General features: G+C 47.9%; 14 protein-coding genes. 5 read left to right on the top strand and 9 right to left on the bottom strand.

Annotated elements, in window-relative coordinates; genetic code table 11:
* Nucleotides 1-4 precede the first annotated feature (4 nt).
* The gene (gene gcvPB, locus HP570_RS16500; protein WP_173626416.1) at nt 5-1,594 is read left to right on the top strand and encodes an aminomethyl-transferring glycine dehydrogenase subunit GcvPB; all 1,590 of its coding nucleotides are present in this window, start codon (nt 5-7) and stop codon (nt 1,592-1,594) included.
* A 64-nt stretch (nt 1,595-1,658) separates the two neighbouring features.
* Here the strand turns inward: gcvPB and HP570_RS16505 are convergent, their stop codons facing one another.
* The gene (locus tag HP570_RS16505; RefSeq protein WP_064200181.1) at nt 1,659-2,312 is read right to left on the bottom strand and encodes a hypothetical protein; all 654 of its coding nucleotides are present in this window, start codon (nt 2,310-2,312) and stop codon (nt 1,659-1,661) included.
* Between the two features lie 168 nt (nt 2,313-2,480).
* On the opposite strand from HP570_RS16505, the gene HP570_RS16510 reads away from it, so the two are divergent.
* Nucleotides 2,481-2,906, top strand: coding sequence for a MarR family winged helix-turn-helix transcriptional regulator (locus HP570_RS16510; RefSeq protein WP_064200182.1), 426 nt, complete (start codon nt 2,481-2,483; stop codon nt 2,904-2,906).
* A 109-nt stretch (nt 2,907-3,015) separates the two neighbouring features.
* A complete protein-coding gene (locus HP570_RS16515) occupies nt 3,016-4,413 on the top strand; it encodes an MFS transporter (protein ID WP_173626417.1) in 1,398 nt (465 codons plus the stop codon).
* A 92-nt stretch (nt 4,414-4,505) separates the two neighbouring features.
* Here the strand turns inward: HP570_RS16515 and HP570_RS16520 are convergent, their stop codons facing one another.
* From HP570_RS16520 to HP570_RS16540, 6 genes are all read right to left on the bottom strand, one after another.
* Nucleotides 4,506-4,751: a hypothetical protein gene (locus tag HP570_RS16520; RefSeq protein WP_173626418.1), complete on the bottom strand. Its 246-nt coding sequence runs from the start codon at nt 4,749-4,751 to the stop codon at nt 4,506-4,508.
* Between the two features lie 142 nt (nt 4,752-4,893).
* Nucleotides 4,894-7,569, bottom strand: a complete 2,676-nt coding sequence (locus tag HP570_RS16525) for a YhgE/Pip domain-containing protein (protein WP_173626419.1) — start codon at nt 7,567-7,569, stop codon at nt 4,894-4,896.
* Between the two features lie 145 nt (nt 7,570-7,714).
* Nucleotides 7,715-8,113 (bottom strand): hypothetical protein, encoded by a 399-nt coding sequence (locus tag HP570_RS29650; protein WP_254495309.1) that lies wholly within the window; start codon nt 8,111-8,113, stop codon nt 7,715-7,717.
* A gap of 41 nt (nt 8,114-8,154) precedes the next feature.
* Nucleotides 8,155-9,303 (bottom strand): DUF4179 domain-containing protein, encoded by a 1,149-nt coding sequence (locus HP570_RS16530; protein ID WP_254495311.1) that lies wholly within the window; start codon nt 9,301-9,303, stop codon nt 8,155-8,157.
* The gene (locus HP570_RS16535; protein ID WP_173604070.1) at nt 9,290-9,850 is read right to left on the bottom strand and encodes an RNA polymerase sigma factor; all 561 of its coding nucleotides are present in this window, start codon (nt 9,848-9,850) and stop codon (nt 9,290-9,292) included. The genes HP570_RS16530 and HP570_RS16535 overlap by 14 nt, the downstream gene beginning before the upstream one ends.
* Nucleotides 9,851-10,057: 207 nt before the next feature.
* Nucleotides 10,058-10,519: a MarR family winged helix-turn-helix transcriptional regulator gene (locus HP570_RS16540; RefSeq protein WP_173626420.1), complete on the bottom strand. Its 462-nt coding sequence runs from the start codon at nt 10,517-10,519 to the stop codon at nt 10,058-10,060.
* 174 nt (nt 10,520-10,693) lie between these two features.
* Between HP570_RS16540 and HP570_RS16545 the strand changes: the two genes are divergently transcribed.
* Both HP570_RS16545 and HP570_RS16550 read left to right on the top strand, forming a co-directional pair.
* Nucleotides 10,694-11,113, top strand: a complete 420-nt coding sequence (locus tag HP570_RS16545) for an organic hydroperoxide resistance protein (protein ID WP_015893936.1) — start codon at nt 10,694-10,696, stop codon at nt 11,111-11,113.
* Between the two features lie 341 nt (nt 11,114-11,454).
* Nucleotides 11,455-12,402 (top strand): alpha/beta hydrolase, encoded by a 948-nt coding sequence (locus HP570_RS16550; RefSeq protein WP_173626510.1) that lies wholly within the window; start codon nt 11,455-11,457, stop codon nt 12,400-12,402.
* Between the two features lie 202 nt (nt 12,403-12,604).
* Here HP570_RS16550 and HP570_RS16555 read toward each other — a convergent pair whose 3' ends face one another.
* Together HP570_RS16555 and HP570_RS16560 are read right to left on the bottom strand one after the other, a co-directional pair.
* Nucleotides 12,605-13,588: a FecCD family ABC transporter permease gene (locus tag HP570_RS16555; protein WP_016739504.1), complete on the bottom strand. Its 984-nt coding sequence runs from the start codon at nt 13,586-13,588 to the stop codon at nt 12,605-12,607.
* Complete coding sequence (locus HP570_RS16560) at nt 13,585-14,595, bottom strand: FecCD family ABC transporter permease (RefSeq protein WP_173626421.1); 1,011 nt, start codon at nt 14,593-14,595, stop codon at nt 13,585-13,587. Before HP570_RS16560 ends, HP570_RS16555 begins: the two co-directional genes overlap by 4 nt.
* Nucleotides 14,596-14,634 lie beyond the last annotated feature (39 nt).

Raw genomic sequence — 14,634 nt, forward strand, 5'->3', positions numbered from 1 at the left:
GCCCATGAAAACATCCGAAGGAACCATCGACAAAATGAAACGGATTCCGAGAGACCATAAGGTACGCCGTTTCCATCAAGCAAAGTGGGATGAGCCTGTCATTTTCGAGCTGAGCCAGCCCTGTGAGCGTGGCGTCGAGGTACCACCCGTCGAGCCACAAATCGTAGAGACCGTAGGCGATGGCATCTCTCAGCTGCCAGACAGCCTGCGCCGAAAAAAACGGCCAAACCTTCCCGAGATCAGTCAGTACCGCGTGATCCGTCATTACTCCCGCATTTCGCAGGAGGTTCTGGGTTCGGATTTTAACGTAGAGATCGGGCAAGGCACCTGCACGATGAAATACTCCCCGAAAATCAATGAACGCTTCGTGCGCTCGCCGAAAATGGCGGAGCTGCATCCGTTGCAAGACGAGTCCACTGTCCAAGGGATGCTGGAGATGACGTATCAGCTCGATCTGTACCTGCGAGAGATTTCGGGAATGGACAAATTCTCGTTCCAACCGGGCAGTGGCACACAGGCGTTGTTTACCCAAGCCTCTATCGTGCGCAAATACCACGAATCTCGCGGCGAGGGAGAGCTGCGCAACGAGTTTATTACCACCCATTTTTCCCACCCGTCCCAAGCCGCAACGGCCGCAGTCAAAGGCTTCAAAATCATTTATGTACCTGCTGACGAAAACGGCTACCCTGATCTGGAAGCGCTAAAGGGCCTCGTCTCAGAGCGAACCGCTGCCTTTGCCGTAGCGAATCCAGAGGATACAGGCATTTACAACTCTCGCATCAAGGAGTTCACAGATGTCGTCCACGCCGCAGGGGGACTGTGCTGCTACGACCAAGCAAACGCGAACGGCTTGCTCGGCATTACCCGCGCGCTGGAAGCTGGCTTTGACATGTGCTTCTTCAACCTGCACAAAACCTTCTCCGTCCCACACGCTTGCGGCGGACCTGCCACAGGCGCCATCGGTGTCACTGCCGAGCTTGCGCCATTCCTGCCAGGACCGATCGTAGATTTCGACGGAGAGCGTTACTTCTATAAGCATGACTTGAAAAACAGCATCGGGAAAGTCCGCAGCTTTTACGGGGTACCACCAGCTGTCTTGCGCTCTTACGCTTGGGTCCGTGCTCTTGGTGCTGACGGCTTGAAAGAAGTTGCCGAGATCGCTTGCCTCAACAACAACTATCTCTATCACAAAATCCTGCAAATCCGCGGTGCGAGCGCTCCGTATATACAAGGCAGACGCCTGGAGCAGGTTCGCTACAGCTGGCAGCAGCTAAAAGAAGACACGGGCGTCACGACATACGATGTTCAGCGCCGGATGGTCGACTTTGCCCACCATTACTGGACCAGTCACCACCCGTACGTCGTGCCAGAACCGTTTACGCTGGAACCGACAGAGTCCTATTCCATGGCAGAGCTCGACGAATACGTTGCGGCACTGACCCATATTTCACAGGAAGCTTATGAAAACCCGGAGATTGTCAAAACAGCGCCGCACAATAGTACAGGTCACCGTGTGTTAGAGTCTGTGCTCGATGATCCGGATCAATGGTGCATTACATGGAGAGCTTATTTGAAAAAGACGGCACAAGGATAAAAAGAAAGAAACGCCAGCACGGGATACGACACGTGCTGGCGTTCTTTTTGTTAAGGAAGTTCTTTTAGAACTGGTTCGGGAACTGCTTAATGATGCCTGCTGTCAGCACATCCGCCAATGAGATGATATGATCCTCTCCTTGATCAAACGCAGCAATATCCGCTTGCCAGTCTTTTCTCAATCTCGCCTGGAGATTATCAGTGAGCAGCTTCAGATGCACGTACATCATCTCTTTTAGTTCTTTCTCGTTCCAATTGGGGTTGGCGCTACTTAAGAACTTGGCGATATCATCCGCATTCCGGTGCCAGTCCTTATCCAGCTTTGCCACAGTAGCCTGATCGCCTTTTTTAGCTGCGTCAATGATTTTGCCGCCTATCGTAATATGCTCGGTCAGCAATTCGGTAAGCTTTTTACCTGCTTCCTCTCCGTAATACGGCTTGATTGCGTTCCCGATGTCCACCTGGTTTTTCAAGAGACGTGCCTGTACGGCGTCTTTGTCTTCCAGCCCTGCCAAGGCGCTTACCATATAGGTGTGGTCCCACAGCAAGTGGTCAATCCAGAGTCTGCGCATATCGCCCTGTAGCTTTACTTCTTTCGGCCTTATACAATTTGCCTGCTTTACATTTCCTTGCGATTCCTTGGCTGCTGCCATTCCCGGCACACCAAGTAATGCCACGCAAATCATCAACACGGTAACTTTCCTAAGCATTGGAGTCATCTATTCCTTCTCCTTTTTGATAAGTATTAAATCCCGCTGTTATTTTGAGCAAATTTGGCTTTTTCATGCGTCCAACATATCAGCCCTGCAAATTGACACTTGTCGGAAGCATCCTTATAGTTGTCTTATCAACAGTTGCCCTGACTGCCTGACCTAGGAGGTTTCGCAATGAGATTGGATGAGTATATTGGCGTCATCGTGAAACGAACGGATTTAAAACTGAACAACTATTATCAAAAAGTATGCAATCCGTATAACATCACCATCGATCAGTGGATGATATTTGTCGTGCTATGGGAAGAAGAAGGTCTGACCCAGAACGAGTTGGCAGAACGCACCTATAAAGATAAAACGAATATCGCGCGGATGCTTTTCCTCCTCGAAGAAAGAGGGTTCATTCATCGCGAAACAGATAAAAAGGATCGCCGCTCCCTTCGCGTTTATTTGACGGAAAAAGGGCGACTTTTAAAAGATGAAGTCCTTCCTCCCTCCATTGAAGCGTATAAGAAAACCATTGCAGGATTGACCGAAGAAGAAGTGAACCAATTCCGAAGAACCCTCAATATCATTTATGAGAACGTAAAAAACTTGTAAAAACAAAAACCATTGCAGGATGTCATTTTTTGTATATAATTAGTTGTTGTAGCAACAGTATTTATAACAACTTTCAAAGCGAAATATATACAAAAAAGGAGTGAAAATAATGAGCACAGAAGGGATCTGGAGCACGCATTACCGAGCGTTGACGATTGGGATTATTCTCGTGGTAACTGCTACAGCATTTGAAGGCTTGGCTGTCACGACAATCGCCCCCGGTCTTTCCCGAGAGCTACAAGGTGAGGATCTTTATGGGTGGGTATTCAGTGCTTATTTGTTGGCTCAGCTGATTGGAACTGTGGTTACAGGTCAATTCGTCGATAGAAAAGGGCCTGCCCAGCCTTTTATTGTCACGATCGTGCTCTTTGCCCTTGGCATTGTAGTTGCTGCAATTGCGCCAGATATGCTTACTTTACTGCTTGGGCGAGTGATGCAAGGCTTCGGAGCCGGTGCCTTGGTCAATTGCGTGTATACCATGATTACTTTGCGCTACCCTGATTCTCTTCGCCCTCAGATTCTTGCTGTCTTCTCCAGCGCTTATATTCTTCCAGGCCTGTTCGGACCGTATGTCGCCGGGATTATTGCTGAACAGTTGTCGTGGAGATATGTCTTCTGGTTGATCCTTCCCTTTATCTTTCTGTCTGCACTCTTAACGACTCCCTCTTTCCGAGGCTTACAGCCGCCAAAAGCAAGCGCGGCAAACAATCGTAGTCTTCTTCTGCCTTTTTTCTTGGCTATAGGGACTGGTGCCTTGCTTTTTGGACTCGGCAAAATTCCCTCGATCTACGGTTTTTTGCTATCCATCGCGGGTTTGCTTGCCCTCAGTGTCCCGTTGTATAAGCTGATGCCTAAAGGAACGCTCGTCGCACGCCCAGGCTTACCTGCCGTCATGGCGTCTCGAGGTCTATTTGTCGCTGCCTATTATGGCACACAAACGTATCTCGTCCTTGGACTCACTTCGATTTTAGGATTAACCGCCGACAAAGCTGGTTTAGCTGTTGCCTCCGCAGCAATCAGTTGGTCGCTGGCAGCCAATGTACAGGCGAAGCTGGATAAAAAAGACCAAGGGGCCGGTCGAAAAAAACGAATGATCATCGGTCTCGTTATTATGCTCATCGGCGTCGCTTGTACCGTACCGCTGACGTTAATTCAGCAGGATCTTTTCGGTATCGTAGTTGCGATTTTTAGCCAGATCATTATGGGCTTCGGAATCGGTTTGGCTCACCCGACAAGTGGTGCTATTGCGTTTTCTCTTGCAAAATCTGGTGAGGAAGGGAAAGTATCTGCTGAACTATCTATCGCGGATACGTTCACGCCTGCGATTGTTATTGGGATGGGAGGAGCCATCGTGTCTGTGATGACTGCCTTTGCGTTTTCACTTTCTGTTGGTATTACCGTTTCCCTGCTCCTTCAGACGTTTATCGTCATACTGGGGCTGGTATCTGCTGCCCGACTGGCGACACGTTCCGTGCCTGTTCAGGAAAAAGGGGACACCTCGGGGTAATCTCACGAAAATGAGAAACTCGATTTTCAACGCTAAGGAAATCGAGTTTTTCATACTGATAGCATCACTAGGCGTCCTCTCCCCCGACATCTCTACTCAGTCTCCTGCTTATACAGGTTCTGTAATTCCTCGAGTCTTTTATCTGTCTTATGGAATCGTCTTTCCAGCCGATCCTGAACTAATCTAGGCAGTTCATTTTTCAAAATGTGTACAATATAAAACAAGGTTCCAATCATGACGAACATACTCAACATCAAGGTGATTTGTGGAGTAATGACAAAAAAGCACACACCGCCTATCAAAATCGTCAGTAGAATGTATCCAAACCATCTCCCCATGGTTCACTCCCCCTTTATGATTCATCAATTACCCATATTTTACCAAGACATAAAATCACTTGTCCTTAAAAAAAGGGCGCCCTCCAGTAGTGATATCTACGTGAGGACACCCTGCTAATTCCAATCAACTTCCGTGTAACCTTTACCCAATAATCTTGGTCTTCTTCGCATTCTCCATCGACTTTTCAATGATTCCGCTCAACGGACGCTTCAGTGCAAGCGCCACAAACAGGCTGATACCGATAAAGCCGAATAGGACGAGTATATCGCGGATCACCGTTTCCCAGAGGATGCCGCCCACCCCTTCACGTAACAGACTGATCGCATACGTGAAGGGCATGTATGGGTTCAGCGCTTGGAAAAATGGCGCGGTCATGCTAATCGGGAACGTACCGCCCGAGCTGGAAAATTGGAAAACCATGAAGATGATCGCTATACCTTTGCCCACGTTGCCGAAGACGGACACGAGCGTGTACGTAATCGTGACGAACACCAGGCTAACCAGCATACCGAACAATACAAACGGAGCTTTATCCGCTACAAAGGCCCCGAGGATGTAAATATCACCGAGCGTGACGAACAGCGCCTGAAACAGCCCGATTGTCACAAACGTTCCCAAGCGGGCAAGATACAACTGATACGGCTTGTACACTCCGCCTGGATTTTCCGGATTCGGCTTCAGCAGGGAAATCAACAAGGTCGCACCTACCCAGAGAGACAGCACACCGTAAAACGGCGACATGGCCGAACCATAATTCGGAATCGGGTATAGGCGATTTTCCTTGATTTGCACGGGACTTGCGAGGAATTCGCTCTCTTTTTTAATGTCGCCGCGCAATAGCTTGGCAAGGTCGGCGAAATTGTTGTTCGCTTCGACTTCTCTCAGCTTATCGGCGGCCTTCCCAATGGCACTCTCCAGCTTAGGCAAATCATCGCGAACCAATGCGGCAACTCTATGGACTCCTGTCTCCACCTCCGGGAGCTTGTAGCGCACAAAATCAGCCAGCTTGGTCAAATCCGCCTCCGCTTTAGGCAAATCGTTCTGGACAAATGCCGCTGCCTCGTTGAGCTTTTTCTCGATGGCAGGAAGATTGCTCTTCAGGAATGGCGCTGCTACGCGAATGGCATTTGCAAAAGCATCCGACTTGCTTCTGAGTGTTGTTGCAAGCTCGTGGACGTGTGAGCGTATTTGCGGCATCTCCTGCTGGATTCGCTTCAATTCTGCCAACCCCAGCTCCAATCCTGTCTTTGTTTCTTTGAGAATCGCTTCGACATCCGGAAGTTTTTCTTGGGCCTTATGCAGTAGATCGGCAGATTCTCCTGTGATCACCTTCAGCCTGTCAATGCCCTCAGATATTTTCGGAACGATTTCGCTATCGTAACGAGACAGGATGTCTCCCAATTCCGCGCTAGTGTTTTTCGAGAGCTGATTCAGACTCTCCACCAAATCTTTCGCAGGCTGCTTGCCGTTTTCAATCGCGCTTGCAATCATGCCGAGAATCTCGATTTGCCGGTTCATTCTGCTCTCAATCGTGCGCAGCCTCTCTGCGAAATGACTCAATAGCTGCCCAGGAAGATAACTGTTTACTTTCTCTACAAGCGATGCGGTATGCCCCAAAACATTTGCAGCTCTGGATAGCCTGTCTTTCACGGCATTTACCTCACTGGCAGTAGGCAGGCGATCCGGATTGATTTGCAACAGCCTGTCTGTGAGTTGTGTGAGCGCATCCGATGCTTGCTGGGCAAGGATGAGATTTTGCTTGATCAGCGGTGCAATCGTTTCAAAAGCACCGTCATGCTTCGTAAAAAAGTCATTGAGCTGATCGGCAACAGACGCGCCCTTATCAGTTAGATCCGCGATACGCGGCAACGCTTGTTGTGCAGCCGAAACGATCTCAATGGCTCGACTCGCTTTTTCTGTGGCCGTCGTCACTGCGTTTGCGACCTTATCAAAATTTTGATCCAGCTCTTCAATTCGTCCAACGGCTTGCTCAATCACAGGCAGCTTGTCTTCCATCGCGATAATGACAGACGCCGCCTCATTGATTTTCGGCCAGTTTTGCTGAACCTTGAGGACGGCCTGCCCTGCTTGATTAATCTCAGGGATTCTTTTTTCCACTTCCAGAATGATCTGCGCTTTCTCGTGAATCTCGGGAAGTTTCTTCTCAATCTCCAATACTTTTTGCCCTGCGGCATGAATCTCAGGCAGGCTTTTTTCCAATTGGAAAACGCCACTCTCGATTTTACGGATGGTCGGCAATTGCTCTTCAATTTTAATGCCGATCTCTGTAAGCTTCGTGAGCAAGGCTTCACTGACGCTTTCCGTAAAACTCTCGTTGATCTGCTTGGCAATCGCCGAAACGCCCGATGAAGTGATTTTGGGTGCGACGGCGTTCACTTTTTCATTGACCGTATAGATCACTTCGGGCTTGTTCAGGTTGCCATGAACAATTCCCGTGATTCTTGCGGAAAAGTCAGCCGGGATCAGGATGCTGGCATAGTAATCGCCCCACTCCACACCCCTTCTGGCTTCTTCTTTATCCACAAAGGTCCACCCTAGTTTCTGGTTGTTATGCAAGCTCTTTATGAGCTCCTCTCCGATGTTGACCTTTTTATCCTCAACCGAAGCTCCCTGATCCTCGCTCGTCACCGCTACCTTGACCCCTTGCGTATTGGCGTAAGGGTCCCATACCGATTTGATGTTGATCCAATCGTATAAACAAGGAATGAGAATGATGGCGATGATCAGAAAAATCCCAGTCGGGACCTTGAAAATGTTAATCCAGTCTGTTTTGTATATCTTCCAAATAGACCGCATGTATGTACCACCTAGTAGGACAGAATGGATGAAGCATGACACTTACATGACAGTTTACCATGAAAGGAAATCGTCGGGAATGAGCTGTCAGTAGTAGGATGATCAGCTGCACGCCAATTTATGAAGGACTAAAGCGATGGCTTCCTCAATGCGCTGGATTTACGATGTCAAAGCTCCAATCCACATTTTCATACCTTTTTATTAGCTTAGTGCCTATAATCGTTACCGGTTGATTCTCTCTTCCTGCTCCTTTTGGGAAATTGTGTATGGTGATCTTTCTTGTATGTGGACGCTTACTGTCCTTGGAGCGATCGCCTTTCTCCATTTTGACAATGCCTAATCCAACGGCATCCATTCGATAGTACTCTACAGTGTCCTTGTGGTAGGTGATCTCTGCCTCAATGATACCGACGTACCCGGATGTACCGGTTTCTGGATCAGGATCGGGCTCGATGCGAAACGACTTCAAGACAAACGTATTCCCTTCATTTGTAAAGGTTACAGGCTGCTCGTTGAGTTTTGCTGGTGTAAAAGTCATGAGCAAATCGGATGGTTCTGCCTTCTCGATGTAGACAGTACGATACGTCAGCTTTTTGTTTGGTTCAATCGGACCGTAAAACTCCCATCCGCCCCGTTTGTATCCATCACAACCTTGCCTGTCTCATCGACGATTTCCCACATGACTGTTGCATTCGTTCTGATGGAATCCCGCACTTCTTGGGCAGTGACCTTGTCAGGGTAAAGCGAATTGTGAACCTTCATTCTTGCTTCGGCTTTCGACTCCATACGCGCCTTCTCTTGCTCACTCATCTTAGAAGAGAGGATCAGCTTTGATTCTATTGGTGTCAGCACTAATCTATCAGCTACCAAGATAAACCCTTGCGGAGAGGTGTATGTTTTCTTAATCGGAATCGTTTGTGTGGCCGATTTGCTTTTTTCCAGCGAGACGGGAATTTTCATATGCCAGCTTCCATAGATGGGATTTACCTTCTCTTCGTCTTCTGTAGATGAATCGTCGCGCAAATCCACTCTGTTTACTTTCAGGTTGAGAATCAAATCATTTGGAACATTCTCCGGCAGATACAACGTCTCGAAGTCGTATGAATTCTGCACTTCCGTTCCGATGTACTTCCCGTTTTTGTCAGACAGAAAAATCCGGTTGTCCTTGTTTTCAAACTCAATCGAAGCTTCTAGCTCCTTCTGTTGGTCCGTGAAAAATCGAATCGACACATACATCTTTAATGGATCGACCAAAATCTCATCCACCAGCACGGTAATGCCTTGATCCGTGACTGTTTGATTCACTTTTTGAGAAAAGCCCAGATCGCCTCCACGCTGCATTTCTGCGATAAACGACTCGGAAAAAATTGACGTGACATAGTTAGCGAGCGTGGGGGATGATACGACACCTACTGTCAGGACAAGCAGCAGTATGGCTGCGGTAATGCTTGCTCGTTTCCATAGACGACTAGGCCATTTTTTTCGACGTAACGATTTTTGTTGTTGCTCTTCTACCTGTAAAATTTCCCCCATGACTTTTTCGGTGAAATGATCCGAGGCAGATACGATCGGCCAAGGTTTACTCAAGTCGGCATCCACTTCGTCGACTTCCTGAAGCAGCATGGACTGACAATGCCCACAACCAGCGATATGATCCTGAAGCTCTCTTCCTTCTTCATATGAAAGCTCTCGGTCGACTTGATTGATCAGTCTGATACAATCAGCACATTTCATGAAGTTCCCCCCTTTTCCCCATGAGCTCACGGAGCTTTTTCTTCGCGCGGTACAGGTGAACTTGCACGGTAGTTACCGGAACTTGCATCGTCTCAGCAATTTCTTGATAGCTCAGCTCTTCAAAATATCGTAGAGTAAGCACGATCCGGTAATGGGAAGCGAGTTCTCCCATGACAGCGAATACTTCGTTTTGTTTTTCACGAGCCAGGTAAAACGACTCCGGGTTTTCATCATTGGTGTGGGCCTTCATGGATTCTTGAAAAGGCACGATCGGATTCTTCTTCTGTGCCGTCCGCCATGCTTGCAGACAACAGTTGATTGCGATTTTATTTAACCAAGCTGAAAACGGACGGCTCGCATCATATTGCTGCAAGCTTTTATACGCATTGACGAAAGCAGTCTGTGCGAAATCCTCTGCATCCTCTGGGGAATTGCCCATCCGTACGAGTAACGAGCACACCCTGTTTTTGTACTTGTTCACAAGGTGGGCAAAGGCATGCGGGTCGCCTCCCAAGACTTGCTTCACCCACTCTTGATCCTCCTCCATGAATTGTCGCTCCCTTCTATTTCTATCACCGGACATTCCGTTCACTTCTACTGTCCAGCAACCATTCTACTTTTACTATGAAAAGATCGGTTTTTTTCTTACAAGGATTGGATAAATATTTTCAGGACAGGAAAAAAGCCCAACCATCACTGGTCAGGCTCTTCTTAGTAAATTGGTATTCACGGTCCGTTCCTTTAAAAAGTAACGTTATCTTTTGGAATTGACGGCTTCGTTTGAATGATGGATGTGCGTAAGCAGAAGTTGGCTACTTTGGAGAAGCCCACTAAATTCCTTAGGATCGAGCCTACTATTATTTAACAAAGCTTCTGGCAGTTTACAGGATTGCTCTTTTAGAGATTGTCCTTTTTCTGTCAAGCGAATCACGACAACTCGCTCATCCTCTTTCGAACGGTCTCGTGTGACCAATTTTGCTTCTTGCATTCGTTTCAGGAGTGGGGTTAACGTGCCTGAATCTAGGTAAAGCTGTTCTCCAAGCTCTTTTACTGTACAGTCGCCATACTCCCATAAAACGAGCAGAACAAGATACTGTGGATAGGTTACGCCCATTTCTTCCAGATAGGGGCGATACATACGAGTAATTTCACGGGACAGTGCGTATACGGTAAAACAAAGCTGATTCTTTAGTTGTAGAAATTCATCGTTATTCATGGATAAAATCCGCTCCGATATAGCATATTTTGAAAGAATCATAACGTTCAGGGTAAGTAATGTCAAATTTAATAGCGCGAAATTAAATAGCTATAATTGTTGACAAGAATTCAAGTGAGTAGTAAATTAAATTGCGTACAATATAATCGTTAACAATTAAAGGAGAGAGTATTCATGCAACCAATTTACACAACTTCTGTAACTGCTTCCGGCGGACGAAACGGAGTAGTGAAATCGTCCGATGGCGTACTTGATCTTGAAATTCGCACTCCAAAGGAAATGGGTGGACCTGGCGGTGCTTACACCAATCCTGAACAACTTTTTGCAGCTGGATATTCCGCTTGCTTCGATGGAGCACTGAACCTCGTTGCCCGTACAAAACGGATCAAGCTGGAGAGTACGACGGTTACGGCTAACGTTTCGTTTGGAAAAGATGCGGAGGGCGGATTCCAATTACACACGGTTCTGGAGGTTAAAGTAAACGGCGTTGACCGAGACACAGCAAAGGAATTGGTAGAAGAGGCTCACCAAGTATGTCCGTATTCAAGAGCAACTCGCAACGGTAACATGCATGTTGAATTGAGAGTCATCTAAACAAAAAGGGCCCGTAAGTAGGATGCTTCGGGTTTGTAGCTTCTTACAGAAACAGCGCTTGACAGAGACCGGGCATTCCCGATATTTTTCTGTCTGATAAATTGCATGCAATTTAATTTATAAAAATTAAATTTGTGGTGATTACTTTTTCCGCTACAAAACCGAATACAAGAATAGTTCAACTCATGTACAAAAAAGTAAGGGAGAATTTATTCATGAACAAGAGTAAAGCATTACTTTCTGGTATTGCGCTCACATTACTGGTTGGCGGTTACAGTGTTAATACCTTCTTACACGCAGATGCTTCTCAACAAACAAAACAAGGAAAGTTGGAAAAGAAAATGGAAAATAAAGTAGTAGTGCTCGAGGCCGAAGCTCAAAAATTCGCAGACGCAACAGCTAACCCTCCATATTTATTCGATCTTGGACCAGTAGAGGGGAGAAAGGCCGTGGATCAGGTTCAGTCTGGTCCTGTTAAGAAATTACCTGTTGATATTCAAGACCTTACCATTAACGGAGGGCCAAAAGGGACTGTGTCCATCAGGATTGTGAAGCCGCAGAACGCCCCTCAAAACCTCCCCGTAATTTTGTACACGCATGGAGCTGGCTGGGTATTCGGAAACGAGCATACGCACGACCGATTGATACGTGAACTTGCAGTTGGTTCCCAATCTGCAGTCGTGTTTACCAACTATAGCCTCTCGCCGGAAGCAAAGTATCCTGTTGCGATCGAAGAAGTTTACACAGCATTGGAGTGGGTATCGAAGAATGGAAAACAGCACGGCATGAACCCTGAAAAACTTGCCGTAGCAGGGGATAGTGTTGGCGGAAACATGACAGCAGCTATTACTCTCATGGCGAAAGAACGAAAAGGTCCACAAATTAACAAGCAACTGCTATTCTATCCCGTAACAGACGCGTCATTTGATACTCCTTCTTATCATCAGTTTGCCAAGAATTACTTCCTTCGTCGTGACGCCATGCAATGGTTCTGGGATCAATATACAACCGATCCGAAACAAAGAGCGGAAATCACTGCTTCCCCTTTGCGTGCAACGACAGAACAGTTGAAAGGACTTCCCGAGGCATTAATTATCACAGCGGAAGCAGATGTATTGCGGGATGAAGGGGAGGCTTATGGAAATAAACTTCGTGATGCTGGTGTACCTGTAACAACGGTACGTTTCCAAGGAATCATCCACGATTTCGTCATGCTTAATGATTTGGCAAATACGGAAGCAGCGCGTGGAGCCATGACATTGGCTAACGCATGGCTTAAACAAGAGTAAAAAGGAAATGTGGACATTGAAAAAAACCTAGGCTGCTAATATCCCCTTTGAATAGACAGTGTAAAAACTCCGCCCAAAAAACGGTGGGTGGTACACTCTACTTGGAGGGGATTTCTTATGGGTAGAAAAGGAGCGGTTCGAGAAAAAACAAACCAGTGTACCTCGGTAGAATACCGGATCACACTGGCTACTTAGGCTTTTTTTACTTTCTCTTCTCTTGACGCACCAAATACAAGAAGTACGGAACACCGATGACGGCCGTCACGATACCCGCGGGAATCTCGAACGGAGGATTCAGTCCCCTCCCCAATGCATCTGCAATGACGAGAATCAACGCTCCCAGAACCGCCGCACCTGGCAACAGATAACGATGCTGATGACCGAACAGCTTTCTCGCCATATGCGGCGCAATTAATCCCACAAAGCCGATCGAGCCAATCGCTGCTACACATGCGCCTGCCAACGCAACGGCGAGCAGCAAGAGCATATAGCGTGTTCGCACGACATTCAGTCCAAGCCCGGTGGAGCTCCCTTCATCCAGACTAATAATGTCCAGCTTTCGATGCAGGGCAAAGCTAATCGGAATGAATACGAGCAGCCACGGCAGCAAAGCGTAAATTTCATCCCAGCCTTTCCCCCACAAGCTCCCTGCCAGCCAGACAAGAGAATCATTGGCTTGCATCGGATACTTTACCATGATGAATTCCGTCAACGCTTGGCAGATCGCCCCTACTCCCATTCCAACCAAGGCAAACGTAGTTGGCTGTGCACCGCTTTTCCGAGCGAAATAGATGAGGGCAATCGCTACCGCTAGTGCTCCCAAAAACGCGACAATCGGGAGGAGAAGTGGTGAAGCGGTCGGAAACAAAATGATGACCACAACTGCGAACAAGCCCGCACCTTTGGTTACCCCTACGACATCCGGTGATGCCAGCGGATTCCGGATCATTCCTTGCAAAATCACACCAGCGATCGCGAAGCCCGCTCCAGCAAGAATCGCGAGCAACGCCCGCGGCAATCGATAGTTTTCAATCATAAACGTAAGCGATGAAGCTTCGCCCATAATCACTCGAATGAGTTGATCAGGGCCGATAAAGATCGGACCGATCCCCATGCTAAGCAATGCTGCCACTAAGACTAAGGCACCGAGGCCCATCAGGAGCAGGGTGTTTTTTCGCGTAGTCATACTATTTCCCTCCCCTTTTTTCTCGCCAAGTACAGAAAGAACGGGGTTCCCAGGAGAGCCGTTACAATTCCTACGGGAGACTCAAACGGATAGGAAATCAAGCGAGCCAGGATATCGGAAAAGGTGACCAAGACAGCGCCACCAAGCGCAGACACAGGGATAACGACGCGATAGTCCGTACCCACGAGCCTCCTTGCGATATGCGGAATCATCAGTCCGACGAACCCAACAGCTCCGGCGACAGCAACAGAGGCGCCTGCCAAAATAACGACCACAACATAAGACAGCAGACGGACGCGGGCGATTTTTTGTCCCAACCCCATCGCGACTTCCTCCCCCAGTCGAAACACAGACAAAGAGCCAGACAGCCAGATCGCCAGCAGGAGTCCCCCCATCGACCATGGCAAAATCAATTGCACATCCGTCCAGGCCGCTCCGCTAATGGAGCCAGACAACCAGTACAATACATTCGATATGTGTTCGTTAAAAATAATAATTCCCTTCGTAATGGAGGTGAGCAGCAGGTGGATGGCCATTCCTACCAAAGCGATCTTGAGATTGGTCATCCCGCGGGAAGCTGCAAAACCAAAGACCACAAGTCCCCCGAGAATCGCCCCAGCAAATGCAAAATAAATGAGGTTGGCTTTCCCGATATCCGGTAAAAACACAATCGCAAGTACGACCACCAGACAAGCCCCCGCATTCACGCCAAACACTTGCGGGGATGCCAGCGGATTGCGGGTAACGGCCTGCATCACGGCGCCTGCCACAGCCAAATTCGCCCCAATGATGGCTCCCAGCACGGCTCTTGGAACGCGGATGGTTTGGAAAATCAAGAGCTCCTTGGAGAATTCGCCCGATAACCAATGCGTTACTAATGAGCGAATCTGCAGCGAAGCTACTCCGGTAAACAAGCTCAGCAACAAACCGATCAGCAAGAGGATTACCAAGCCGATCGCAAGGAGGACAAAGGTACTTTTTCGTTGTCGTGTCGTTGTTTTCTGCAATACAAGCCACCTCGATCTACTACCACGTGCAGGAACACG

The organism is Brevibacillus sp. RS1.1 (genome assembly GCF_013284365.1).
Taxonomy (GTDB): Bacteria; Bacillota; Bacilli; order Brevibacillales; family Brevibacillaceae; genus Brevibacillus; species Brevibacillus brevis_D.